The sequence below is a fragment of the Pseudomonas sp. YA1 genome, assembly GCF_058680555.1.
The window spans coordinates 25,035-49,708 of record NZ_JBZWBG010000016.1 but is presented as its reverse complement, the minus strand read 5'-3'; the positions used below and the strand labels follow the sequence as shown (position 1 = coordinate 49,708).

At 64.4% G+C, this 24,674-nt stretch carries 24 protein-coding genes; 12 read left to right on the top strand and 12 right to left on the bottom strand.

From position 1 onward, the window contains the following. Window position 1: 1 nt before the first annotated feature. Window positions 2-2,779: a two-component system sensor histidine kinase GacS gene (gene gacS / locus AC4OR5_RS22190; RefSeq protein ID WP_058160033.1), complete on the bottom strand. Its 2,778-nt coding sequence runs from the start codon at window positions 2,777-2,779 to the stop codon at window positions 2-4. A gap of 185 nt (window positions 2,780-2,964) precedes the next feature. Between gacS and pirR the strand changes: the two genes are divergently transcribed. The 7 genes from pirR (at window position 2,965) to mazG (ending at window position 13,257) form a co-directional block, all read left to right on the top strand. After that, window positions 2,965-3,684 (top strand): response regulator transcription factor PirR, encoded by a 720-nt coding sequence (gene pirR / locus AC4OR5_RS22185; protein WP_023107115.1) that lies wholly within the window; start codon window positions 2,965-2,967, stop codon window positions 3,682-3,684. Beyond that, window positions 3,684-5,021 carry a sensor histidine kinase PirS gene (pirS, locus tag AC4OR5_RS22180; RefSeq protein ID WP_079992398.1) on the top strand — a complete coding sequence of 446 codons (1,338 nt, stop codon included), beginning with the start codon at window positions 3,684-3,686 and terminating at the stop codon, window positions 5,019-5,021. Before pirR ends, pirS begins: the two co-directional genes overlap by 1 nt. Before the next feature lie 234 nt (window positions 5,022-5,255). Next, window positions 5,256-7,484 carry a TonB-dependent siderophore receptor PirA gene (gene pirA, locus AC4OR5_RS22175; protein WP_003117107.1) on the top strand — a complete coding sequence of 743 codons (2,229 nt, stop codon included), beginning with the start codon at window positions 5,256-5,258 and terminating at the stop codon, window positions 7,482-7,484. A 249-nt stretch (window positions 7,485-7,733) separates the two neighbouring features. Next, on the top strand, window positions 7,734-8,633 hold the full coding sequence (gene cysM / locus AC4OR5_RS22170) for a cysteine synthase B (protein ID WP_003102419.1): 900 nt from the start codon (window positions 7,734-7,736) through the stop codon (window positions 8,631-8,633). Between the two features lie 8 nt (window positions 8,634-8,641). Then, entirely contained in the window at window positions 8,642-9,994 is a 1,353-nt protein-coding gene (rlmD, locus tag AC4OR5_RS22165) for a 23S rRNA (uracil(1939)-C(5))-methyltransferase RlmD (RefSeq protein WP_003102417.1), read from the top strand. 84 nt (window positions 9,995-10,078) lie between these two features. Beyond that, entirely contained in the window at window positions 10,079-12,322 is a 2,244-nt protein-coding gene (gene relA / locus AC4OR5_RS22160) for a GTP diphosphokinase (RefSeq protein ID WP_003086042.1), read from the top strand. 104 nt (window positions 12,323-12,426) lie between these two features. Next, window positions 12,427-13,257 carry a nucleoside triphosphate pyrophosphohydrolase gene (mazG, locus tag AC4OR5_RS22155; RefSeq protein ID WP_023126467.1) on the top strand — a complete coding sequence of 277 codons (831 nt, stop codon included), beginning with the start codon at window positions 12,427-12,429 and terminating at the stop codon, window positions 13,255-13,257. A 43-nt stretch (window positions 13,258-13,300) separates the two neighbouring features. On the opposite strand, the gene lpxO2 is transcribed toward mazG, so the two are convergent. Beyond that, window positions 13,301-14,239, bottom strand: coding sequence for a lipid A hydroxylase LpxO2 (lpxO2, locus tag AC4OR5_RS22150; protein WP_015503406.1), 939 nt, complete (start codon window positions 14,237-14,239; stop codon window positions 13,301-13,303). Between the two features lie 232 nt (window positions 14,240-14,471). Here lpxO2 and AC4OR5_RS22145 point away from each other — a divergent pair, with 232 nt between their 5' ends. Both AC4OR5_RS22145 and AC4OR5_RS22140 read left to right on the top strand, forming a co-directional pair. Next, the gene (locus tag AC4OR5_RS22145; RefSeq protein WP_015503405.1) at window positions 14,472-15,011 is read left to right on the top strand and encodes a DUF2058 domain-containing protein; all 540 of its coding nucleotides are present in this window, start codon (window positions 14,472-14,474) and stop codon (window positions 15,009-15,011) included. Between the two features lie 187 nt (window positions 15,012-15,198). After that, window positions 15,199-16,527, top strand: coding sequence for a Wzz/FepE/Etk N-terminal domain-containing protein (locus AC4OR5_RS22140; protein WP_058160035.1), 1,329 nt, complete (start codon window positions 15,199-15,201; stop codon window positions 16,525-16,527). 40 nt (window positions 16,528-16,567) lie between these two features. Here AC4OR5_RS22140 and AC4OR5_RS22135 read toward each other — a convergent pair whose 3' ends face one another. From AC4OR5_RS22135 to AC4OR5_RS22120, 4 genes are all read right to left on the bottom strand, one after another. Continuing rightward, window positions 16,568-16,759, bottom strand: a complete 192-nt coding sequence (locus tag AC4OR5_RS22135) for a hypothetical protein (RefSeq protein ID WP_003454532.1) — start codon at window positions 16,757-16,759, stop codon at window positions 16,568-16,570. A gap of 92 nt (window positions 16,760-16,851) precedes the next feature. After that, the gene (locus tag AC4OR5_RS22130; protein WP_003086055.1) at window positions 16,852-17,178 is read right to left on the bottom strand and encodes a Rho-binding antiterminator; all 327 of its coding nucleotides are present in this window, start codon (window positions 17,176-17,178) and stop codon (window positions 16,852-16,854) included. Window positions 17,179-17,183: 5 nt separating this feature from the next. Next, the gene (locus tag AC4OR5_RS22125; RefSeq protein ID WP_003086057.1) at window positions 17,184-17,438 is read right to left on the bottom strand and encodes a DUF2024 family protein; all 255 of its coding nucleotides are present in this window, start codon (window positions 17,436-17,438) and stop codon (window positions 17,184-17,186) included. An 11-nt stretch (window positions 17,439-17,449) separates the two neighbouring features. After that, window positions 17,450-17,683 carry a glutaredoxin family protein gene (locus AC4OR5_RS22120; protein WP_009876024.1) on the bottom strand — a complete coding sequence of 78 codons (234 nt, stop codon included), beginning with the start codon at window positions 17,681-17,683 and terminating at the stop codon, window positions 17,450-17,452. 115 nt (window positions 17,684-17,798) lie between these two features. Here AC4OR5_RS22120 and AC4OR5_RS22115 point away from each other — a divergent pair, with 115 nt between their 5' ends. Then, window positions 17,799-18,359: a MarR family winged helix-turn-helix transcriptional regulator gene (locus tag AC4OR5_RS22115; protein ID WP_023107110.1), complete on the top strand. Its 561-nt coding sequence runs from the start codon at window positions 17,799-17,801 to the stop codon at window positions 18,357-18,359. A 53-nt stretch (window positions 18,360-18,412) separates the two neighbouring features. Here AC4OR5_RS22115 and AC4OR5_RS22110 read toward each other — a convergent pair whose 3' ends face one another. Genes AC4OR5_RS22110 through purM form a run of 3 tightly spaced genes read right to left on the bottom strand, consistent with a single transcriptional unit; the run spans window position 18,413 to window position 20,851 of the window. Beyond that, window positions 18,413-19,129, bottom strand: coding sequence for a DUF3108 domain-containing protein (locus AC4OR5_RS22110; protein WP_003086061.1), 717 nt, complete (start codon window positions 19,127-19,129; stop codon window positions 18,413-18,415). Continuing rightward, window positions 19,122-19,790 (bottom strand): phosphoribosylglycinamide formyltransferase, encoded by a 669-nt coding sequence (gene purN / locus AC4OR5_RS22105; RefSeq protein WP_003102402.1) that lies wholly within the window; start codon window positions 19,788-19,790, stop codon window positions 19,122-19,124. Before purN ends, AC4OR5_RS22110 begins: the two co-directional genes overlap by 8 nt. Further along, complete coding sequence (gene purM, locus AC4OR5_RS22100) at window positions 19,790-20,851, bottom strand: phosphoribosylformylglycinamidine cyclo-ligase (RefSeq protein WP_003109942.1); 1,062 nt, start codon at window positions 20,849-20,851, stop codon at window positions 19,790-19,792. Before purM ends, purN begins: the two co-directional genes overlap by 1 nt. Window positions 20,852-21,064: 213 nt before the next feature. On the opposite strand from purM, the gene AC4OR5_RS22095 reads away from it, so the two are divergent. Together AC4OR5_RS22095 and hda are read left to right on the top strand one after the other, a co-directional pair. Beyond that, window positions 21,065-22,102 carry a DUF2066 domain-containing protein gene (locus AC4OR5_RS22095; protein WP_023099883.1) on the top strand — a complete coding sequence of 346 codons (1,038 nt, stop codon included), beginning with the start codon at window positions 21,065-21,067 and terminating at the stop codon, window positions 22,100-22,102. Window positions 22,103-22,303: 201 nt separating this feature from the next. Next, entirely contained in the window at window positions 22,304-23,008 is a 705-nt protein-coding gene (gene hda, locus AC4OR5_RS22090) for a DnaA regulatory inactivator Hda (protein ID WP_003102398.1), read from the top strand. Window positions 23,009-23,218: 210 nt separating this feature from the next. Here the strand turns inward: hda and AC4OR5_RS22085 are convergent, their stop codons facing one another. From AC4OR5_RS22085 to arsC, 3 genes are read right to left on the bottom strand one after another with little or no spacing between them, the layout of a single operon-like run. After that, the gene (locus AC4OR5_RS22085) at window positions 23,219-23,638 is read right to left on the bottom strand and encodes a DUF2069 domain-containing protein (protein ID WP_003086072.1); all 420 of its coding nucleotides are present in this window, start codon (window positions 23,636-23,638) and stop codon (window positions 23,219-23,221) included. Window position 23,639: 1 nt separating this feature from the next. After that, the gene (gene wrbA / locus AC4OR5_RS22080; RefSeq protein ID WP_003102394.1) at window positions 23,640-24,236 is read right to left on the bottom strand and encodes an NAD(P)H:quinone oxidoreductase; all 597 of its coding nucleotides are present in this window, start codon (window positions 24,234-24,236) and stop codon (window positions 23,640-23,642) included. Next, window positions 24,233-24,586, bottom strand: coding sequence for an arsenate reductase (glutaredoxin) (gene arsC, locus AC4OR5_RS22075; protein WP_058160037.1), 354 nt, complete (start codon window positions 24,584-24,586; stop codon window positions 24,233-24,235). Before arsC ends, wrbA begins: the two co-directional genes overlap by 4 nt. Window positions 24,587-24,674 lie beyond the last annotated feature (88 nt).

Genomic DNA, 24,674 nt, shown 5'->3' with positions numbered 1-24,674 from the left:
GTCAGAGTTCGCTGGAGTCGAGGCTGGTGGAAGACAGGTGGGTGGTGGCCGAGGCAGTCTCGGCCAGGGCCTTGATGGCCTTGTCCAGCTCGTCCAGGGCCGCGGCCGCCGCCGGATCGTTCTGCTTGAGCAGGGTTTCGCTGGTCTGGCAGGCCGCGCGCAGCTGTGGCACGCCGCAGTAGCGGGTGGCGCCGTGCAGCCGGTGGACCCTCTCGAGCAACGCGCTGCGGTCGTCGTTGTCGCGGGCCTGGCGAATTGCCTGGCGGTCCGCCGCCAGCGAGGCCAGCAGCATCGCCAGCATGTCGGCGGCGAGGTCGGCCTTGCCGGCGGCCAGGCGCAGCCCTTCCTCGGGGTCGAGCACGCTCAACTGACCGAGCTGCGGCGCACGGCTCATGCTGGCCAGCGACTGGCCCAGGCTCAGTCCGGTCCACTTCAGCACTACCTGGGCCAATTGCTGCTCGTCGATCGGCTTGGTCAGGTAGTCGTCCATGCCGGCCTGCAGCAATGCGCGCTTCTCGTTGGAAAGCGCATGTGCGGTGAGCGCGATCACCGGCACTGGACTGACTTCCCGCTCGGCCTCCCAGCGGCGGATCGCCTCGGTGGCCTGGCGGCCGTCCATGCCGGGCATCTGCACGTCCATGAAGACCAGGTCGAAGCGCTCGCGCTGCACCACCTCGAGGGCTGCGTAGCCGCTGTCCACCGCAGTGACCTGGGCGCCGAGGTCGCTGAGCAGGGTCTGCACCAGCAGCAGGTTGGCCGGGTTGTCGTCGACGCAGAGCAGCCGTGGCGGCCGTCCGGAAACCATGGCGTGGGGCTTGTCGCTGCGCGTCGGGCGGACCTGCAGCAACTCCTGCAGCTTGCGTTGCAGCTTGCGGGTGCAGGCGGGCTTGGCCTCGACCTGTTCGTCGGGCAGGGTCGCGTGGTATTGCGCCTGCTCGGTGGTCGGGCAGAGCACCAGGGTCTTGCAGCCGAGCCGTTCGAATTCCCAGAACGACTGGCTCAGCTCTTCCGGCGGATGGATCGCGGCCGAGACGCCGAGCACCGCCAGGCTGATCGGCAACTGGCCGGGCGGCGGGTTGCGCAGGCTTTCCTGGAGGCTGTCGAGGTCGGCGAATTCGCTCACTTCCAGGCCGAAGTCGGTGAGCTGGTGGTGCAGCGAGCGGCGCGTCAGCTCCTGCGGTTCGAGCAGCGCCACGCGCTGGCCCGCGGCCCAGGAGGCGCCTGGCTCCTCGTTGTCGTCGCGACTTTTCGGCAGACTCAGGCTGATCCAGAATTCGGCGCCTTCCCCAGGCGTACTGTCGACGCCGATCTCGCCGCCCATCTGCTCGATCAGGCGCTTGGAGATCACCAGGCCCAGGCCGGTGCCACCGGCTTGCCGCGACAGTGAGTTGTCGGCCTGGCTGAAGGCCTTGAACAAGGCCTGCTGGTCCTCCTCGGAGAGGCCGATACCGGTGTCCTGTACGCTGATCCGCAGCTGCGCGCGGTCGTCGCTTTCGTCCTCGAGCATGGCGCGTACGGCGACGGTGCCGCCCTGGGTGAACTTGATGGCGTTGCCGACCAGGTTGGTGAGGATCTGCTTCAGCCGCTGCGGGTCGCCCTGCAATTGGATCGGGGTATCTCGGTAGACCAGGCTGACCAGTTCCAGTTGCTTCTCGTGGGCGGCCGGAGCCAGCATGGTCAGGGCGTCCTGGATCAGGTCGCGGAGATTGAAGGGGAGGTTTTCCAGAACCAGCTTGCCGGCCTCGATCTTCGAGAAGTCGAGGATCTCGTTGATGATCCCCAGCAGGCTTTCCGCCGATTTCTGGATGGTCGTGAGGTAGTCCTGCTGGCGCGGGCTGAGCTCGCTCTTCTGCAGCAGGTTGGTGAAACCGAGGATGCCGTTGAGCGGGGTGCGGATCTCGTGGCTCATGTTGGCGAGGAACTCGGACTTGATCCTGCTCGCCTCCAGGGCCTCCTTGCGCGCCAGGTCCAGCTCGATGTTCTGGATCTCGATGGTTTCCAGGTTCTGGCGTACGTCCTCGGTGGCCTGGTCGATGTTGTGCTGCATTTCTTCTTGGGCGCTCTGCAGCGTTTCCGCCATGCGGTTGATGCCGGAGGCCAGTTCGTCCAGCTCGTTGCTGCCCATCGGTGGCAGGCGGGTTTCCATGCGGCCTTCCTTGAGCTGGGCGACGCCCTGGCTGATCAGTTCCAGCGGCGCGTTGATCGCGCGGCTCATGCGCAGGGCGAGGAGGGCGGTGACGCCGAGGCCGGCGGCGATCAGCAAGAGGCTGGTGAACAGGCTGCGATATCCGCGCAGCAGGGTCCCGTGGTGCGACAGTTCCAGTTCGACCCAGCCGAGTACGCGCTCGTCGTCAGGCTCGGTGGCGCCGGACAGGCTGTGGTGGCGGCCAAGAACCGGTAGCAGGAAGTGCGTGGTGTCCAGTTCGGTGGACATGCTCAGATGGCTGGCGTCGCCGGCCGGGGCGACGGTGAGCATGCTTGGCCCGGCATGGGCGAGGCGTTCCTGGCGGGCGTCGAGGAAGGTCACCGCGCGCACGTCCGGTTGGTCCAGCGCCTCGTTGGCGATGCGGTTGAGCACGGCGGTATCCTTTCGCGCCAGCGCGGTGGCGGCCAGCGGCGCCAGTTGTTCGGCGATCAGTTGCCCGCGCTCGATCAACTGGGCGCGCATGTCGGACAGCTGGACCCAGGTGAAGTAACCGCCAAGCACCATCGCCAGCAGGCTGGTGGGGAGCAGGGTGAGCAGCAGTACGCGCCCCTTGATGCCGAGATCCTTGAACACACGTCTCTCCGTCGAGCCAGATCGGCATGGCCGACGCTCCCCGGCCATGCGTTTATCCCGCGCAGTTTAGCGGGTCGCGGAAGGGGAATCTGCACCGATGTGCGCAGCCCGGCGGATTCGGCTTGCGACGAAGCGGAAAGATCGTGAATACTGGCACGATTGCTAATCAATCTTATTTGGCTGCCATGCTCCCATCCCTGACGCCCGACCCCCGACTGCTGGCCATCGAGGACGATCCGACACTGGGCGCACATCTGTTCCAGCATCTCAATGGCAGCGGTTTCGAGGTGACCTGGTGCCGAGACGGGGAAGAGGGGTTGGCGGCTGCGCGCAGCGGCGCCTATGACCTGATCCTGATGGACATCATGCTGCCGGGGCGCGATGGCCTCGACATTCTTCGCCAACTCCGCCAGGAGCAGGCGCTGCCGGTGATCCTGATGTCGGCCCTGGGCGCCGAGCAGGACCGCATCGCCGGGTTCAGCCAGGGCGCCGACGATTATCTGCCGAAGCCTTTCAGCCTGGCCGAGCTGCGGGTGCGCATCGATGCCATCCTGCGCCGGATCGCCCTGGAGCGGGGGGGCGCGCCGGGCCGCTGCGCCGAACCGCTGGCGCGGCCCTCGCTGCAATTCTCTGCCGATGTCTGCGATGTCAGCCTTGGCGAGCGGTTCGCCGGCCTGACGCCGACCGAATACCGCCTGCTGGAAACCTTCCTCGCCGCGGAAGGCGAGACCCTGACCAAGGCCTTCCTTTACCAGCATGTCCTGCACCGCGGTCATACCCAGCATGATCGCAGCCTGGACATGCACGTCAGTCACCTGCGGCGCAAGCTGCAACGCCTCGGTTACGCCGGTCACCAGTTGCATACCGTCTGGGGCAAGGGTTACGTCCTGACACCGGCGCCATGATGCCCAACCGCCATTCGCTGTTCTGGCGCCTGGCCCTCGTGCTGGTGGCGTTCTTCCTGCTATCGGTATGGCTGTCCTGGACCTGGGGACGCAGTGCCGAACTGAAGGGTTACTACCTGTCCGCCGAAGCCCGCTCCGCCTTGGCGGATTATGCGCGGCGAGCCGAGCGTGCCTGGCTCGACGATGGCCGCGAGGGCATCGACCGTTGGCTGGCCGAGCCGCGCCAGCAGGCGCTGGACTGGGTGGTCGTGCTCGACGGACGGCTGCAATCGCTGGGCAGTCGTCCGCTCACCACGGAGGAAGCCGAGCGCCTGACTTTCCTGCGGGGCGTCGACTGGCCGATGAGTTCCCGCTCGCTGTCGCGGCCATTCATCAACCTGCGCTTCCCCGAACATCCGGAGCAAGGCAGGGTGGTCCTGCGTCTTCCCGCCGAGTTCGTCCCTCCCGGCTTGTCGCCGGCCAAGCGCCTGGTCACCCATGGCCTGGTGCCAGCCGGGCTGGCCCTGCTGCTGGGAGTGTTGCTGTATCGGCGCTGGATAGTGCCGCTGGGACGTCTGCGAGCGCAGGCCAATGCCCTGCGCGGCAACGACCTGACGGCGCGTACGCAGGCAGAGATCAGCCGGCGCAGCGACGAGTTGGGCGATCTGGGGCGGGCGTTCGACCATATGGCCGAGCGACTCGACGAGCACATGGTGTTGCAGCGCCAACTGCTCCGCGATCTCTCCCACGAGCTGCGCACGCCGCTGGCGCGCCTGCAGGTGGCGGCAGAGGGCACGCTGTCCGCGCAGCTCCTGCGCGAGCGCCTGGAGCAGGAGGTACAGGGCATGCAGCAACTGGTGGACAACACCCTGGAGCTGGCCTGGATGGACACCGAACGCCCGGTATTGGCGCTGGAGGACATTTCCATCCCGGCGTTATGGGACCTGCTGGTGGAGAACGCACGTTTCGAAAGCGGCTGGGCCGGCGAGCGGTTCCGCAGCGATCTGCCCGAGGATTGTGTCGTGCGTGGCAACCTCAATGCACTTGCCCAGGCCCTGGAGAACCTGCTGCGTAACGCCATCCGGCATTCGCCGGAGGGCGGCGTGATCCGCCTGCATGGTCGGCGCGAAGGAAGTTGCTGGTGGCTTTGCCTGGAAGACCAGGGCGAGGGTGTGGCCGAGCACCAGTTGGAGGCCATCTTCCGCCCGTTCACCCGGCTGTCTTCGGCACGTACCGGCAAGGGCTTCGGCCTGGGACTGAGCATTGCCCGTCGCGCCGTGGTGCTCCAGGGCGGCCGCCTATGGGCGGAGGCCGCCGATCCGGGGCTGCGCCTGTGCCTGGTGCTGCCTTCTGCCTAGCGAGGCGCAGGTGCCTTTACATTTTGCCTAGATGTAAATGATCTTTACTCTCCTTTGTGAATGATTATCATCCGTGCGATCTCCTCGGCCGGCCTTGTTCCGGGTCTGCGCCCTGTCCTGCCCGTGCCGAGACGTCACCCGCGCAACGCCGGCGACCCAGGCTTCAGAAAAAACGTCAACGTATCCCTCGTGGCTCGCCTGCTACCCGTTTTCCCTCGACAGGAGTAGTCACGCATGTACCCCCAATTCCGTCGCGGCCATCTCGCCGCTGCCGTCCTTTTCGCTTCATCGAGCCTGCTGGGCGGGCAGGCCCTGGCCGAGGACGAGCGCCTGGAAGAACTGGACGAACGCGCCGAATCGGTGGTCCAGCTGGGTGACGAGGTGGTGCTGGGCACCGCCGAACAGGAGCTCAAGCAGGCACCGGGGGTATCCATCATCACCGCCGAGGACATCAGGAAGCGCCCGCCGGTGAACGATCTCTCCGAGATCATCCGCACCATGCCCGGGGTCAACCTCACCGGCAACAGTTCCAGCGGCCAGCGCGGCAACAACCGGCAGATCGACATCCGCGGCATGGGGCCGGAGAACACCCTGATCCTGGTCGACGGCAAGCCGGTCAGCTCGCGCAACTCGGTGCGCTACGGCTGGCGCGGTGAACGCGACACCCGCGGCGACAGCAACTGGGTGCCGCCGGAGGAGGTCGAGCGCATCGAGGTACTCCGTGGGCCCGCGGCGGCGCGCTACGGTTCCGGCGCGGCGGGTGGGGTAGTCAACATCATCACCAAGCGCCCGACCGATCGTTTGCGTGGCTCCATGACGGTGTTCACCAACATTCCGGAGAGCTCCAAGGATGGCGCCACGCGCCGCGCCAACTTCAGCCTCAGCGGGCCGCTGACCGAAGCCTTGAGCTTCCGTGCGTACGGCAGCGCGAACAAGACCGATTCGGACGATACCGACATCAACCTCGGACACACCGTCAACCCGAGCCGTACCGTGGCCGGACGCGAAGGGGTACGCAATCGCGATCTCAGCGGGATGCTGTCGTGGCAGGTGACCCCCGACCAGGTCGTCGATTTCGAAGCGGGCTTCAGCCGACAGGGCAACATCTATGCCGGCGATACCCAGAACAACAACGGCACCGCCAATACCCAGGGACTCGCCGACGACGGTGCGGAGACCAACCGCATGTATCGCGAGAACTACGCCATCACCCACAACGGGACCTGGTCGTTCGGTACTTCCAGGTTCGTCGCCCAGTACGACTCCACCCGCAACAACCGTCTGGAGGAGGGGCTGGCCGGTTCCGTCGAGGGGCAGATCGGCGCCGACCGTTCGTTCAGCACCAGCAAGCTGGAGAACTATCGCCTCAGCGGCGAACTCAACCTTCCGTTGCATGCGTTGTTCGAGCAGGTGCTGACGGTGGGCGCGGAGTGGAACAAGGAAACCCTCAACGACCCGTCCTCGCTCAAGCAGGGCTTCGTGGGAAGCGACAGCTTGCCGGGGACCCCGGCGGCCGGCTCGCGAAGCCCGAAAAGCAAGGCGGAGATCCGTGCGCTGTACGTGGAGGACAATATCGAACTGCGCCCCGGCACCATGCTCACCCCCGGGCTGCGCCTGGACGATCACAGCGACTTCGGCCTGAACTGGAGCCCGAGCCTGAACGCTTCCCAGACGCTCGGCGAATACTTCACGGTCAAGGCCGGTATCGCACGGGCCTTCAAGGCGCCCAACCTGTACCAGAGCAACCCGAACTACCTGCTCTATACCCGTGGCAACGGCTGCCCGATCCAGACCAGCAGCGGCGGCTGCTACCTGGTCGGCAACGAAAACCTGGACGCCGAGACCAGCGTCAACAAGGAACTGGGCATCGAGTTCCGGCGCGATGGCTGGGTCGCCGGGCTCACCTACTTCCGCAACGACTACAAGAACAAGATCGTCGCGCCGCTGGATGTCATGGGACAGACCGGGACCGGTAACAACATCCTGCAATGGAGCAACGCGAAGAAAGCAGTGGTCGAGGGCCTGGAAGGCAACTTGCTGGTCCCCCTGCACGAGGACCTGAGCTGGAGTACCAACCTGACCTATATGCTGCAATCCAAGGACAAGGACACCGGCAACCCGCTTTCGGTGATCCCCGAGTACACCCTGAACTCGACCCTGGACTGGCAGGCCAGCGAGCGTCTTTCCACCCAACTGACCAGCACCATCTACGGCCGCCAGGAGCCACCGAAGCATGGCACCAGCCGCAACACGCCGGTGGTCTCGCGAAAAGAGGTGGGTACCTATGGCATCTGGGGCGTCAGCGCCGGCTACACCTTCAGCGAGAACCTGAGCGTACGGGGCGGGGTAAGCAACCTCTTCGACAAGCGCCTGTACCGCCAGGGCAACTCCTTCGACGCCGGCGCGGCAACCTACAACGAGCCGGGTCGCGCCTACTACGTTTCGATGACCACCTCGTTCTGATCGCCGCGGCCAACGCGCTTTCACCGGCAGGCGCAACGCCTGTCGGACCTTTCTTTGGCGTTGGTCAGGCATCGGCTGTCCAACGCCAGGTTTTCTCTTCGGACGCCTCTGGTCATCGCATCGCATGCCGTTTCGGGCGGTCTTTCGGCTGAATCGGCATGCATGACCGGATATTGCGGTGCTAGGGTCCGGCCCCAGTTTCCCGGTATCATGCTCAGCCTTTACCGTCAGTGCCGAACGAGTGCCTCCATGACCGTGCAGTACCCGACTATCGCCGACTGCGTTGGCAATACCCCTCTGGTGCGTCTGCAGCGCCTTCCCGGGGAAACCTCCAATACCCTGCTGGTGAAGCTCGAAGGCAACAACCCGGCGGGATCGGTGAAGGACCGCCCGGCCCTGTCGATGATCACCCGTGCCGAACTGCGCGGCGACATCCGCCCCGGCGATACGCTGATCGAGGCTACTTCCGGCAACACCGGCATCGCCCTGGCCATGGCGGCGGCGATCAAGGGTTACAAGATGATCCTGATCATGCCGGACAACTCCACGGCTGAACGCAAGGCGGCGATGACTGCCTATGGCGCCGAGCTTATTCTGGTCAGCAAGGAAGAGGGCATGGAGGGCGCGCGCGATCTGGCCGACAAGCTGCAGCGCGAAGGCCGCGGCAAGGTCCTCGACCAGTTCGCCAATGGCGACAACCCGGAAGCCCATTACCACAGCACCGGCCCGGAAATCTGGCAGCAGACCGGCGGCAGCATCACCCATTTCGTCAGCTCCATGGGCACCACCGGGACCATCATGGGCGTATCGCGCTACCTCAAGGAGCAGAACCCGGCGGTGCAGATCGTCGGCCTGCAACCCATGGAGGGCTCGGCCATCCCGGGAATCCGACGCTGGCCGCAGGAATACCTGCCGAAGATCTATGACGCCAGTCGCGTCGACCGGGTCGTCGACATGCACCAGGACGAAGCGGAGGACATCATGCGCCGGCTGGCCCGCGAGGAAGGCATCTTCTGCGGCGTGTCCTCCGGCGGGGCGGTGGCGGCGATGCTGCGCCTGTCCCGCGAACTGGAGAATGCCGTGCTGGTGGCGATCATCTGCGACCGCGGCGACCGCTACCTGTCTTCCGGCGTCTATGACCCTCGCTGAGCATGTCCATGGCCAGAAATAAGGGCGGGCTGCGCTTCCAGCCCAGCGGTGGTGCGCGCGGTCCCGCGATACCGGTAGGCAAGAAGCAGCGCCTGACCATCGAGCGCCTGGCCCATGACGGCCGAGGTATCGCCCACGAGGCGGGGATGACCTGGTTCGTCAGCGGCGGGCTGCCTGGCGAGGAACTTGAGGCCCGGGTGCTGGGCGCGCGAAGCAAGGTGGTCGACGCGCGCAGCGAGCGCCTGTTCAGCAGTAGCGACCTGCGTCGCCGCGAGCCCTGCACTGTAGCGGGTCGCTGCGGCGGCTGCACCCTGCAGCACCTGGAACACGGCGAGCAGTTGGCCCTGAAGCAGCGTACCTTGCAGGAGCAGTTGCAGCGTTTCGCCGGGATCGAGCCGGAAGAATGGGCCGCCCCCCTGGTCGGGCCCGAATTCGGCTATCGGCGCCGCGCTCGGATCGCCGTACGCTGGGATGCCAGGGCGCGGCGTCTGGATGTCGGCTTCCGTGCCTCGGCCAGCCAGGAGATCGTCGCCTTCGATGAGTGCCTGGTCCTGGTGCCGCCTTTGCAAACGATTGCCCGTGCCCTGCCTGCTCTTCTGCAGGACTTCCGCAAGCCGGAAAGCATCGGCCACGTGGAGCTCTTCCATGGCACGGCCAGTGCATTGCTGTTGCGGCATACGACTGCCCTGGTCGACGAGGATCGCCAGCGCCTGGCCGCTTTCTGTTCCGCACACCAGGCCCAGCTCTGGCTGCAAGGTGCGGAACAGCCCTTGCCGGTGGAGCCGGCCGCCGAACTGGGCTACTCCTTGGGTGACTGGCAACTGACTCTGGCGTACCGACCCGGAGACTTCGTCCAGGTCAATGCGCCGGTGAACGAGTCGATGATCCGCCAGGCCCTTGACTGGCTGGCGCCGACCGCCGACGAGCGGGTCCTCGACCTGTTCTGCGGGCTGGGCAATTTCTCCCTGCCGCTGGCGCGCCGGGTGGCGCGGGTAGTCGGGGTGGAGGGCGTGGCGGCGATGGTCGAGCGGGCAGGCGCCAACGCGCTGGCCAATGGCCTTGGCAACGCGCACTTTTTCCAGGCCGACCTGTCCAAAGCGCTTGCCGAAGCGCCCTGGGCGGAGCAAGGTTTTACCGCTGTGCTGCTCGATCCGCCGCGCGACGGCGCGTTCGAGGCGGTACGCGAAATGAGTTCTCTGGGTGCCCGGAGGGTAGTCTATGTATCCTGCAATCCGGCGACCCTGGCGCGCGATGCTGGCGAAATGGCCAGGCAGGGCTATCGTCTGAAGCGCGCCGGAATCCTCGATATGTTTCCGCAGACCGCACATGTCGAGGCCATGGCTTTGTTCGAGGCAGGCTAGGATGCCTGCGTAATCCGACCAGCCCGTTCGAAGGCTGGCGCAGTCATCGGTGGGCTACGCGCACCGTGGTAAAGGGTAGGCAAGATGGTACAGGTGAGAGCGCACCAGCCGGTCAACACCGACGGCAGTATCAACCTCGAGGCCTGGCTGGACCACGTCCAGAACCTCGTCCCCGGGCTCGATCGTCAGGGCTTGCTGGAGGCTTGCGAGTTCGCTCGCGAATCCGAGCAGCGAGCGATCGCCGCACAGAACTCCTGGGCGGAAGGCACGTCCAGCTTCCAGACCGGACTGGAAATCGCCGAGATCCTCGCGGACCTCAAGCTGGATCAGGAGTCCCTGGTCGCCGCGGTCATCTATCGAGGCGTGCGGGAAGGCAAGATCACCCTGGAAGCGGTCAACAAGCATTTCGGGCCGGTGGTGGCCAAGCTGATCGAGGGCGTGCTGCGCATGGCCGCGATCAGCGCCAGCCTCAATCCGCGCCATTCCATGGTGCTGGGTACCCAGGCGCAGGTGGAGAACCTGCGCAAGATGCTGGTGGCGATGGTCGACGACGTTCGCGTCGCCCTGATCAAGCTGGCCGAGCGCACCTGCGCCATTCGCGCGGTGAAGAATGCCGACGAGGAAAAGCGTCACCGCGTCGCCCGGGAAGTCTTCGATATCTACGCGCCGCTGGCCCACCGCCTGGGCATCGGGCATATCAAGTGGGAGCTGGAGGACCTGTCCTTCCGCTACCTCGAGCCCGACCAGTACAAGCAGATCGCCAAGCTGCTGCACGAGCGCCGGCTGGATCGCGAGCAGTACATCGCCAACGTGATGAGCCAGTTGAAGGAAGCTCTCGCGGCCACCGGCGTACAGGCCGATCTCAGCGGACGGGCGAAACACATCTATTCGATCTGGCGCAAGATGCAGCGCAAGGGCCTGGACTTCAGCCAGATCTACGACGTTCGCGCCGTGCGCGTGCTCGTTCCGGAGATGCGCGACTGCTACACCGCGCTGGGCATCGTGCATACCCTCTGGCGGCACATTCCCAAGGAATTCGACGACTACATCGCCAACCCCAAGGAAAACGGCTATCGCTCGCTGCATACCGCAGTGATCGGCCCCGAGGGGAAGGTGCTGGAAGTACAGATCCGTACCCACTCCATGCACGAAGAGGCGGAGCTCGGGGTCTGCGCGCACTGGCGCTACAAGGGGACCGACGTCAAGGCCAGCTCCAACCATTACGAAGAAAAGATCTCCTGGCTGCGCCAGGTGCTCGAATGGCACGAGGAACTGGGCGACATCGGTGGCCTGGCGGAGCAACTGCGGGTCGATATCGAGCCGGACAGGGTCTACGTCTTCACTCCCGACGGCCATGCCATCGACCTGCCCAAGGGCGCGACCCCGCTGGATTTCGCCTATCGGGTCCACACTGAGGTCGGGCACAACTGCCGCGGGGCGAAGATCAACGGACGCATCGTGCCGCTGAACTACAGCCTGCAGACCGGCGAGCAGGTCGAGATCATCACCGGCAAGCACAGCGGTCCGAGCCGTGACTGGCTGAACAGCAACCTGGGCTACGTCACCACCTCCCGGGCGCGGGCGAAGATCGTCCACTGGTTCAAGCTGCAGGCGCGGGACCAGAACGTTGCTGCCGGCAAGGCCTTGATCGAACGCGAGCTGTCGCGCCTGGCGCTGCCGCCGGTGGATTTCGACCGGCTGGCGGAGAAGGCCAACGTGCGTACCGCCGAGGATATGTTCGCCGCTCTCGGCGCCGGCGACCTGCGCTTGGCGCACCTGGTCAACTATGCCCAGCAACTGGTCGAGCCGGACCGCGACAGCGAGCAACTCGAACTGATCCCGCGCAAGCCGAGCAAGATCGGCCACGGCAAGCGCGGCGACGTGCAGATCCAGGGCGTCGGCAACCTCCTGACGCAGATGGCCGGCTGCTGCCAGCCGCTGCCGGGAGATCCCATCGTCGGCTACATCACGCTGGGCCGTGGGGTCACCATCCACCGCCAGGATTGCGCCACCGCGCTGCAACTGGCGGGACGCGAACCGGAGCGGATGATCCAGGTCAGCTGGGGGCCGGAGCCGGTCCGCACCTATCCGGTGGATATCGCGATCCGTGCCTATGATCGTTCCGGCCTGTTGCGCGACGTGTCCCAGGTGCTGCTCAACGAGCGGATCAACGTTCTGGCGGTGAATACCCGTTCGAACAAGGAAGACAACACCGCGACCATGCAACTGACCATCGAGATTCCCGGTCTGGACGCTCTTGGACGCCTGCTGGCGCGCGTTTCACAACTGCCCAACATCATCGAGGCGCGGCGCAACCGTACGCCTTGAGGCGAGGCGGAAACAGGCCACGGGCGCTCGCAGGCTGCCCGTGGCCTTTTCGTTTCCGGAAAGGGCAGAATGCCCGGACCGTTCACTGAAGACCCGAGATACCCATGTACCGACTCGACGACCTGCTCCACCTCATGGCGCGCCTGCGCGATCCCGAATTCGGCTGCCCCTGGGATCTCCAGCAGAGCTACGCGACCATCGTCCCGCACACCCTGGAAGAAGCCTACGAAGTAGCGGACGCCATAGAGCAGGGGGATTTCCCGCAATTGCGCGAGGAACTGGGCGACCTGCTGTTCCAGGTGGTCTATTACAGCCAGTTGGCTCGCGAAGAGGATCGCTTCGCTTTCGACGAGGTGGTGGACGGCATCACCCGCAAGCTGATCCGTCGACATCCCCACGTATTCCTCGATGGCGATCTCTATGGCAAGCCCGATGCGGCGAAGCTGGCCGAAGCGGCGGTCAAGCAGCGCTGGGAAGAACTGAAGGCCGAGGAGCGTGCCGCCAAGGCCAAGGAGCCGCAGCAGTTGTCGCTGCTGGATGACGTTCCTGTCGCCCTGCCGGCGTTGTCACGGGCGGCGAAGCTGCAGAAGCGCGCGGCGCAGGTCGGCTTCGACTGGCCGGAAGCGCTGCCGGTGGTGGACAAGGTTCGCGAGGAGCTGGACGAAGTCCTCGAGGCGATGGCAGCGGGTGACGAGGGAGCCGTGGGCGAGGAGGTTGGCGACCTGCTGTTCGTCGTGGTCAACCTGGCCCGGCATCTCAAGGTCGATCCGGAGGCTGCTCTGCGCCAGGCCAACGGCAAGTTCGAGCGGCGATTCCGATTCATCGAGCGGAACCTGCGCGAAGCCGGCCGGAAAGCCGAAGAATGTTCGCTGGAGGAACTGGACAGCCTCTGGGGCGAGGCTAAGAAAGCGGAGAGGAGCGCGCCTGGCTGTTGATGGGGAAAATTACCGTGGCAGCCGGGCTGCCACGGCATCTGAATCAGCCGAAGATCCAACGATAGAGGATGACCAGCAGGATCACCGCCAGCACCGGGCGGAGGATTCGGTAGGCCTTCGGGTAGGCGCGTTTGAAGCGCTTCACCTGGGCGCCGATGGCATTGCCGCCGCGAATGGCGACCGAGTAGGCCTGGTTGATGCTGCCGACGCGTTCGCCTTCGACGTTCTGCGGTGCGGTCGCACGCCCGAGAATGCCGCTGATCCAGCGATTGAGCCGGGTCAGCAGGCGGGAGCGGAGCGGCCGCTCGATATCGCAGAAGAGAATCACCCGGGTCTGCTCGGTCTCGTTCTTCACCCAGTGGACGAAGGTTTCGTCGAACATCACGTCTTCGCCATCACGCCACGCGTAGGGCTGGCCGTCGACATAGATGCGGCAGTTGTCCGAATTCGGCGTGGACAGGCCGAGGTGATAGCGCAGCGAGCCGCCGAAGGGGTCGCGGTGCGGATTCAGGTGGCTGCCGCCGGGAAGCAGGGTGAACATCGCGCCCTTGACGTTGGGGATGCGGCTCACCAGCTCTACGGTCTTCGGGCAGAGCTGCTGGGCGGAGGGCAGCGGGCCGTCGTACCAGGTCAGGTAGAAGCGCTTCCAGCCTTTCTTGAAGAACGAGCCGAAGCCGGCTTCGTTGTTGTTCAGGGCTGCCCGGATATAACCCTCGTCGAACAGGTTGAGGGCTTCTTCGCGGATGGTTTGCCAATTGTTCTTCAGTTCGTCCAGCTCCGGAAAACGGCTGCGATCCAGATAGGGCTTCGAGGGGACGCTGGAGAACAGGTACATCAGCGAATTGTAGGGGGCGAACCAGGCGGAGTGGTTGACCAGTTGACGCAGGAAGGGCAAGCGCGCGCGCCCACGGAAATGGACGAACAGGACGCTGGCGACGAACAGGCCCACCAGAGTGATTTTTACCAGGAGAGAAACGCTCATGCCTTGCTTTCCATGCCTTCGATATCAGGGGCCGGGAGGAGTGCCTGCGGGTGCTCGGGACGGTAGGGAGGGGTCTCCAGGGCATGCGTGGCAGTTTGCGAGCCGCCGAGACTTGCGTTGAGGCGGCTGAGGCTGGAGGATTATACCCCCTGCGAGGGCCGGCTGAACCCCAGTCGGCTGGAAGATTATGCCGCACCCCACCGGGCGTGCCACGCGAGCGAGTCGTTGACGAATGAGCATGTCATTGCGTGACCAGTTGCTGAAAGCCGGGCTGGTCAATGAGAAACAGGCCAAGCAGGCCAGCAAGCAGAAACAGAAACAGCAGCGCCTGGAGCACAAGAACCAGGTCGACAAGGACGACTCCCAGCGCCAGGCGGCGGAGCAGGCCAAGGCGGAAAAGCTGGCGCGCGACCAGGAATTGAACCGCCAGCAGCAGGAAAAAGCCGAGAAGAAGGCCAAGGCCGCGCAGATCAAGCAACTTATCGAAGGGACGCGCCTGCCCAAGCTGGAAAGCGACGACTACTACAATTTCGTCGACGCCAAGAAGGTCAAGCGGATCGCGGTCAACGACCTGATCCGCGACAAGCTGAGCCGAGGCAGCCTGGCTATCGTCAGCTATGACGGACGCTACGAGATCGTGCCCCGGGATGCGGCGGTGAAGATCCAGGAGCGCGATCCGCGGCGGGTGGTGCTGCTCAACGTACAGAGCCAGGAACCGGACGAAGACGATCCCTACAAGGACTATGTGGTGCCCGACGATCTCATGTGGTGAGGCCCGCATCCGGAGTGTCGCGTGACCGGTACGGATGCCGGTCAACTACCAATTCTGGAATGCGAAGCAGTTCTAAAATAACTACCGATGATTTCGTTTCGATAGCATAATGCCTTTCCTCAGAAATCTCCTACGGCTGCCTTTGCGTGCATCTGTGGGCTAGCCGCCTATCGAAAAGGACGTTGGTATGCCTTCCTCACAGCTTCCGGGGGCTTCGCCCTCGGAGATCGATATCGTTCAGCTGTTCCAGCAATTGTGGGCGTCGAAGTGGCTGATAGCGCTGATCGCGGCCTTGGCGACCGCCGCTGCGCTCGCCTACGCGCTGTTGGCCGTTCCGACCTACCAGGTGGATGTCCTGTTGCGGCCGATCCAGACCAAGGCCCTGGAGGCTGTCAATGTCAAGGGGCTGTATGCCCTGACTCCGCGGGAAGCGCTGGATCGCGTCGGCAACGAGCTGGCAGCCTACTCCGGCAGGCTGGAGTATTTCGAAGCCCATCCAGAGCTATTCCAGCAATTGAACACCGAGGGCCTGTCCCCCGAGCAGGCTTTCTGGAAGTTCAACCAGGATGCCTTCAGCATGCAGCAGACGGACTTGAAGAAGGACCCCCAGGCGGCGCCTTTCTTCCGCTTGTCCATGCAGTATCCCCAGGGCATGGATGGTGCCGCCATTCTCAACGGCATGCTCGCGTCGACCATCGAGAACGAGCGCCAGCGAATCCTGGACGACCTCCAGGCACGTATCGACGGTCGCCTGCAATTCCTCGAGCAGGATATCGAAGGCAAGCGTGCCAGTTACCAGGCTACCAAGGAAGGCAAGATCGCCCGGTTGCTGGAAGCGGACAGCATCCGGCGGGCTGGCTTGGAGGATGAGCTCAAGGCGTTGCGCGGGCGGCTGAAGATGGTGCGCGATTCGCGTATCCAGCAGCTCAACGAGGCTATCCAGATCGCCACCCGGCTGGGGATCGTCAAGCCGACGACCCCGGGCGCACTGGGAGAGGTCGGGCAGGATGGCTCGCGCAGCGTTTTCCGCACCGAGGTGAATAACCAGCAGATACCCCTGTATTTCATGGGTGTCGATGCCTTGACCGCCGAGCGCGATACCTTGCTCAAACGCAAGGGCGATGACTTCACCGAGCCCCGCGTGGCGAAGATCCAGCAGGAGCTGAAGCAGTTGGAAAACAACCGTGAAGTGCAATACCTGCAGGCTCGAAAGGGCGAGGAGCGTTTCTTCGAAAACATCGACAAGCTGCGTGGAGAGCAGGCGCGCCTCAAGACTCTGAAGGCGAGCGAGCTGAAGATCGAACTGGTGCGGATCGACCAGAAGGCTTCGACCCCTCTGAAACCGATCAAGCCGCGCAAGGCCTTGGTGGTGGCCTTGGGTCTCCTGGGTGGGCTGGTGTTCGGCGTGCTGGTGGCGCTGGTTCGGGCGATGTTGAGTACCCCTCGGCAACGGGTACAGGAAGATAGCCTGCCGCCGGGAGTCGTCAGCCTCGACCGGAGCCTTTCCGGGACCTGAGATCAAAGGTACGCCCCCGAAGTACGCGGGGGCGCATGGTTCAGGCCGATTTACCTATCTGCCGCAGTTCTTCTTCTTTCTCCAGCTTGATTCGATAGGCGTGGGCGTCATCCTCGTTATGGAAGACGCCAACCAGCAGTCCCTGCTGATGCACGTCCCAGCAGCGGCGGCCAAGCGCACGCAGCTCGCGGGATTTGTGGTCATCGTCACGCTCGGTCACTGTCACACTCATCTTTCTGCTCCAGGGTTGATCTGCATCAAGGCAAATCCAGCCTATTTCAATAGCAGGCTAATCAAATACCCCTGGAATTGAGAAAAACCTTTTCAGTTTCCAAGGTGTGAAGGTGGCATGCCGGATGCTCTGGAACAGGCCTCTTCCCTCAGGCGTATGCGGCCGAACAAGGCCGCTTCCGTGAGGGCGGTAATCGCCAACAGGCGATCCAGGCGCAGCAGCAGAGTCGCTCCTTCGACGGCCACCTCAAGGTATTCCTCCTTGCCGCCGCCTGGCCGAACGGCCCGGGTATGCGTCGTGCGCGCCTCGGCTTCGAAGCGAACACCGTCCTCGAGTTCGAGGAGCAACCGGTAGCGGTAGAGGCAGGCGATCTCCAGGTAGTCATGGAGATCGCAGGCGATCGGGTGGTAGCTGTCCATTGGCCTCAACAGCCTTCCAGGGGAAGGATGTAATGGCCATGGAGCCGAATGGCTTCGGCAACCTCTGCTGTCGCAATCTCGCTATGGCAGTAGCTGCAATGCCCCTGGCTGATATCGGCCTCGTCTATGCCTCTTCCGGCGAGCCAGCGTCGAGCGAACTCGCCGGCGCGAGCCCCCAGCTCCTCCGTGACCAGGACATCGAAGTGCAGGTAGCGGCCGTCGCGGGTTCGCACATGGGTGTCGAAGATCTTCACCTCCATGGCCGTTCTCCTTATTTCAGATCGCTGAGCGCCGCACCGAAGTTAAGGTGCAGTACCTGTCCGTCGACAACCAGGGCAGGAACCGACTTGACCCCGACCTTTTCCGCCTCGGCGATGCGTGCCGATTGTTCGGCGAGATGGACCACTTCGATGTCCACCTGCTTGCGATCGAGCAATGGCAGCAAGGAACGTTCGGCTTCGACACAGATTGCGCAGCCGGCGTGGTAGTAGATGGCTTTGGTCATGCTGATTCTCCTGTAGGAATTTAGTATCGATACGATACTTTTTCAGCCTAAACAAGAGGTGACCTCTTTGTCAAACATGTTTTTAGTCGATACTATATTGGCAAGGAGGTATCCCATGTCCGCCATCGCCCTTTACGATTATCTGGAAAGGCTGACCAGCCTGATGCGTGCCTGGTCCCGCGAGCAGCCGCTGGTGGCTGAGCTGCAGCCGGTGCAGTTGAGCGCCTTGCATTACCTGGCGCGTTGTAATCGCTATTCGGATACTCCGCTGGGCGTGACCGAATACCTCGGCTTGACCAAGGGCACAGTGTCGCAATCGCTCAAGGTGCTGGAAGGGAGGGGGCTGATCAGCAAGCTGCCGGATGCGCGGGATCGGCGCAGCGTTCATCTGCGGCTGACCGATGCGGGGCGCTCGCTGATCGAAGCGGTGATTCCGCCGCAGTTCCTCGAGCAGGCCGTCACGGCACTGGGCGAGAAGGGCGAACACTTGCAAGGCTTGTTGCGTGATCTTCTGGTCGTCATCCAGCGTCAGGAGGATGTGCCTGGTTTCGGCCTTTGTCGGTCCTGCCGGTTCCATCAACGGCGTGCGGGCTCGCCCTTCTGCGGTCTAACCGGGGAGCCGTTGAGCGCTGCCGATGCCGAACTGATCTGCCGCGAGCACCAGGCCTGCGGCTGATCCGCGGGCAATAAAAAACCGGGCAATGGCCCGGCTTTTCGTGGGAGGGGGGATCAGCTCTTTTCGCCAGTGACGGTCTTGCCGTCGATGGTGCCTTCCTTGAGCATGATCTGGTATTCCTTGCCATCGGTTTCCATCTGGTACAGACGGACCAGCAGGTAGTCCCAGTCCTTGGCGAACCAGAGGATGGTCTTGCGGTTGCTCTTGCCCGGATCACGCACGCGCTCGACCTTGATCGCGTTGATCAGGCCGGCCTGGGTGCGTACCTTTTCCTCGCCGAGAACCCGGAAGTCGTAGGTATCGACATCCTCGCCCTCGATGATCTGGTAGCTCATGCTCTTCTTGCCGTCGGCAACGTCATGCTGCAGGACCAGTTGATAGGTGGACTTGTCCAGTTGACCGCGATTCAGGGGTTGCCGCACCGCATCGCCGCGGTCGCTGCCGAGCACCTGCTTCTGCGACCAGTCGAAGTCCAGCTCGATCTGCTTGCCTTTGCCCAGACCCTGGCGGGCGAAGCGGTAGGTCTGCGGCAGGAAGGTGTCGTTCTCGACCTTGAAGGTGCTGACTTCGTTGAGACTGGCCAGCAGCATGGAGGCCTCGAAGTCCAGTTGCCAGCGGCCGTCGCCGAGAGCCTTCAGGCTGCGGGAGGCATTGCCGCTGATGGGCATCTGTTTCCAGTCGGCGGTATAGCTGGCGGTGAACGGCTTCAGCTCGAAGGCATAGGCCGGCAGGGTCAGCAGCGTCAGCAGGAACAGCATGGCTTTACGCATTGCGAATCTCCTTGGTGCGAATCTGATGGCCGGTGGCAGGCAGGGCCTGGCCATCCAGCAGGGCGCCCTGTTCGCCCAGGCGCAAGCGGCCCTCGGCGAACCAGCGCATGGCCAGCGGGTAGATCCGGTGTTCTTCCTCGTGAACCCGTCTGGCCAGGCGTTCCGGCGTATCTTGCGACTCTACCGGGATTACTGCCTGTACGACCAGTGGCCCCCCATCGAGTTCCTCCGTCACGAAGTGCACGCTGCAACCGTGCTCGCGGTCGCCGGCTTCGAGGGCGCGTTGATGGGTATGCAGCCCTTTGTGGCGCGGCAGCAACGAGGGATGGATATTCAGCAGTCGCCCCTGGTAATGGCGAACGAAATCGGCGCTGAGGATGCGCATGAACCCGGCAAGGATCACCAGGTGCGGTTCATGGGCATCGATCCGTTGTGCCAGGGCCTGGTCGAAGCTTTCGCGATCGGCATAGGCCTTGTGATCGAGCACCTCGGTCTGGATGCCGGCCTGGCGTGCGCGTTCCAGGCCATAGGCGTCCGCGCGGTTGGAGATCACCGCGCGGATCCGGGCCGGCGTGGCGCCGTCCCGGAGGCTGTCGATCAGCGCCTGCAGGTTGCTGCCGGAGCCGGAAATCAGCACCACGACATTGCAGAGTTTCGGCATCAGTGGTTTTTCAGATTGTTCAGGACCACGCGCTCGGCGTCCGCGCCGCAGGTTTCGATGCGACCGATCTGCCAGGGTTGCTCGCCGGCGGCACGCAGGACTTCCAGGGCTTTCTCGGCGTCGCTCTGGGCCACGCAGATGACCATGCCGACGCCGCAGTTGAGTACGCGATGCATCTCGGTCTCGTCGACGTTGCCCTGTTCCTGCAGCCAGTCGAATACCGCCGGACGGTTCCAGCTGGCGACATCGATCACGGCCTGGGCGTTGTCCGGCAGGACGCGCGGGATGTTGTCCAGCAGGCCGCCGCCGGTAATGTGAGCCATGGCCTTGACCGCGCCGGTCTGCTTGATCAGTTGCAGCAGCGGCTTGACGTAGATGCGGGTCGGCGCCATCAGCAGGTCGGCCAGCGGCTTGCCGTCGAGTTGGACCTGCTCGATGTCGGCGCCGGAAACCTCGATGATCTTGCGGATCAGGGAGTAGCCGTTGGAGTGTGGGCCGGAGGAGGGCAGGGCGATAAGCGCGTCGCCGGCCTGGACCCTGGAGCCGTCGATGATCTCGGCCTTTTCCACGACGCCGACGCAGAAGCCGGCCAGGTCATAGTCTTCGCCTTCGTACATGCCGGGCATTTCGGCGGTCTCGCCGCCGACCAGGGAACAGCCCGCCAGTTCGCAACCGGCACCGATGCCGGTGACTACGGTGGCGGCGACGTCGACGTTGAGCTTGCCGGTGGCGTAGTAGTCGAGAAAGAACAGCGGCTCGGCGCCGCAGACCACCAGGTCGTTGACGCACATCGCCACCAGGTCCTGGCCGATGCTGTCGTGCTTGTTCAGGTTGAGCGCCAGGCGCAGCTTGGTGCCCACCCCGTCGGTGCCGGATACCAGCACCGGCTGCTTGTAGCCGGCCGGGATTTCGCAGAGGGCGCCGAAGCCGCCGAGGCCGCCCATCACTTCCGGGCGTGCGGTGCGCTTGGCCACGCCTTTGATGCGTTCCACCAGGGCTTCGCCGGCGTCGATGTCCACACCAGCGTCCTTGTAGCTCAACGAGGGTTGCTTGCTGCTCATAAATCCAGGCCTATAGGGGTAATTCGGAGATCGGCCGGCCGCCCAGGCGTGCAACGCTGTTTGCCGGTTTTGAAGGCGCGCGATTTTATCAGGCTTGCCACGCAGCGGCCATCTCGGTTGCCGCTGGACGGACTGCTGTTTAAGGTATAGGTCCACTTGCGCGGCCTTCACAGCTCGTCGCCGCCGTTCCCATCCGTTCGTCGAGAGCCCCCCATGCGCATAGCCCGACTCTTCGTTCTCTGTTTTTCCCTGCTAGGCTTGCCCGTCTTCGCGGCAACGGTCCCCAATCTCTACCAGGTCCACGAGCCGGTTTCGTCGCAGCAGCCCGGGGAGCGCGATGCCGGACTGGTGCGAGCCCTGCAGACCCTGCTGGTGCGCCTGACCGGCAATCCGCAGGCGCCGCAGAACCCGGCATTGGCGGGGTACCTGAAGGATCCGCAGCAACTGATCAGCCAGTACGCCTTCGAAAATGGTCCGCCGCTGGCGCTGGTGGTCGATTTCGATCCGACCGCCACCGGTAATGCGCTGCGGGCCGCCGGCCTGCCGAGCTGGGGCGCCAACCGCCCGGCGGTGCTGGCCTGGTGGCTGAACGAAAGCGCCGATGGCAGCACCCTGGTCGGTGACAACCAGGCCTCGGCCGAACCGCTCAAGCGTGCGGCGCAGAACCGCGGCTTGCCGTTGCGCCTGCCTCTGGCGGATCTCGACGAACAGATCGTCGGTACCCCGGAGAACCTCACCGCCGCCCAACCCGATGCCCTGCGCGCAGCCTCCGAGCGTTATGCCGCCGATGCCTTGCTGGCAGTGGACGCCAAGGAGGCGGACGGCAAATGGCAGGCGCAATGGCGGCTGTGGATGGGCGATTCGCGGGAGCAAGGCCAGGCTGAAGGCGCTACGCCCGACGCGTTGGCAGACAGCGTGATGCTGGCCGTCGGCAACCGCCTGTCTACCCGTTTCGTTGCCACGCCGGGAGCGGCGACCGGCCTGACCCTTCAGGTCCAGGGCGCGACACTGGCACGCTATGCCGAGTTGCAACGCCTGCTCGATCCGTTCGGCGCGCGCCTGGTAGGCGTGCGGGGCGACCGCCTCGACTATTCCGTGAAGGCCAGTCCCGAGCAATTGCGTGCCCAGCTGGGCCTGGCGCAGTTGCAGGAAGTCCCGGCCGACAGCGTGCCGGTGGATGCCTCCGGCCAGCCCGCAGCGCCCAGCGCGGCGGTGCCGTCGTCGACCCAACTGAATTTCCGCTGGCAGTGAGCCGGCGCGCCGATCCGCTCCTATGCAACGGAGCGGGCCGGCGCGCGACCGGCCGATGCTCTGGGCAAGGAGCCTCGGCTATCGGCAAACCTTTGATTTTGCTTGCCTAGTTGCTCATTGTGCGGCCTTGCCTAGGCGTATAAACTTTGCAGCCTTTACGGTGACTCCTGCGGCGTTTTCGGATTGTCCGCCCAGCCTGGCATGAAACCTATTCAGCTTCCCCTCAGTGTGCGTCTGCGCGACGACGCCACCTTCGCCAACTACTATCCCGGTGCCAATGCCGCGGCACTGGGATATGTCGAGCGTTTGTGCGAAGCCGAGGCTGGCTGGGCGGAAAGCCTCATCTACCTCTGGGGGCACGACGGCGTCGGCCGCAGCCACCTGTTGCAGGCGGCCTGCTTGCGTTTCGAGCAGTTCGAAGAGCGAACCATCTACCTACCGATGGCCGATCTGGTGCAGTACGGCCCGGAAATCTTCGACGATCTCGAGCAGTGCGAGCTGGTCTGCATCGACGACCTGGATGTGCTGGTTGGCAAGCGAGAGTGGGAAGAGGGGCTGTTCCACCTGTTCAATCGACTGCGCGATACCGGTCGGCGCCTGCTGCTGGCGGCATCGAAGTCGCCCCGGGAGCTGCAGGTCAAGCTGCCGGACCTGAAGTCCCGCCTCACCATGGCGCTGATCTTCCAGTTGCACGGTCTTTCCGACGAGGACAAGCTTCGTGCCCTGCAACTGCGGGCATCCCGTCGTGGCTTGCATCTGACCGATGAAGTCGGTCGTTTCATCCTCAACCGCGGTTCGCGCAGCATGAACTCTCTGTTCGATCTGCTGGAGCAACTGGATCGCGCTTCGCTCCAGGCTCAGCGCAAGCTGACCATTCCTTTCCTCAAGGAAACCCTCGGCTGGTAAGCGTCGACAGTCCGTCGGCGAACTCCCGCATGGCCGTGCTGCAGTCCTTGGGTTTCGCTTGCGGCAGGAAGTGACCGCCTTCTATCCGTCTCTCCATCCATGCGCCGGCAATACCGGAGCGCTGGCTGTCCGCAGGCTTACCGGCAGTGGCAGATTGGTCGGCACTGGAAAGCGGCGCAGGCAGGGCAGGAGGGGGCTCCTGCCTTACCATCAGCGTTCCCCGGCGACCCTGCGGTCGTACTGGAATCGCCAGCGCGTATAGAGCAGCGCGGCGCAGAACAAGGTCACGCTGAGTAGCACTTCGGCCCAGCCGAACAGGCGCTGCGTGGGATCGAAGGCGGCGAGTACGCCGAGGATGAAATACAGGTTGACCACGTAGCAGGCCCAGGCATGCCCGCGCGCGCTGCCCATGAGCAGTCCGGGGGCCACCACCAGCAGCGGCAGCAGCTTGAAGGCGAGGACCAGCCAGGGCACCCAGCTCGCCGCACCATGGGCGTCCGCGTAGATCAGGTCGCGAATGAGGATGAGCAGGACCAGGCCGACGAAGCTTCCCAGGCTGATGGCGCGGCTGAGCGCCAGGCGCGGCTGCAGCCACGCTACTTCGGGCAGCGGTTTGTTCTTGCGGGCCATTTCAACTCCCCAGCTTGCCGGCGGTTTCCGCCAGGCGTTTGCCCAGCGCGCGACACAGGGTCAGTTCGTGCTCATCGAGGCTGCGCTTGCCATCGGCGCCGGCGAAGTGGCTGGCGCCGTAAGGCGTGCCGCCGCCGCGGGTTTCCAGCAGGGCGGGTTCGCTGTAGGGAATGCCCAGGACCAGCATGCCGTGGTGCAGCAATGGCAGCAGCATCGATAACTGAGTGGTCTCCTGGCCGCCGTGCAGGCTGGCGGTGGAGGTGAAGACCGCTGCCGGCTTGCCGACCAGGCCGCCGGTCAGCCACAGGCTACTGGTACCGTCGAGGAAGTATTTCAGCGGGGAAGCCATGTTGCCGAAGCGGGTCGGGCTGCCGAGGGCCAGGCCTGCGCAGTTCTTCAGGTCCTCCAGGGTTGCGTACAGCGCCCCCTCCGCGGGGATGTCCGGGGCGACCGCTTCGCATTCGGTGGATACCGCGGGAACCGTGCGTACGCGCGCCTCGAAGCCGCCTTGTTCGACGCCACGGGCGATCTGCCGGGCCATTTCCGCGGTAGCGCCATGGCGACTGTAGTACAGCACCAGGATGTAGGGACTGCTCAAACGAGGATCTCCAGGACTCTTTCCGGAGGCCGGCCAACCACCGCCTTGTCACCCGCGACCAGCACCGGACGCTCGATCAGCTTCGGATGCCTGGCCATTGCCTCGATGATGGCCTCTTCGCCAAGACTGGGCTCATCCAGGCCGAGGGCCTTGTATTCGTCCTCCCCGGTCCGCAGCAACTGGCGGGCGGGAATGCCGAGCTTGGCCAGGATCGCTTTCAGCTCGCCGGCGCTCGGCGGGGTTTCCAGATAGCGCACCACCTGCGGTTGCAGGCCGCGGGCTTCGAGCAGTTCGAGCGCTGCGCGGGATTTCGAGCAGCGCGGATTGTGCAACAGGATCAGTTCGCTCATGTCAGGGGTCGCATGGCCGGTGAAGTGACGGCTATTCTAACCGCCTCGTCGACCAGGACTGAACCCGTCGGCGCGAAGTACCGCCCCG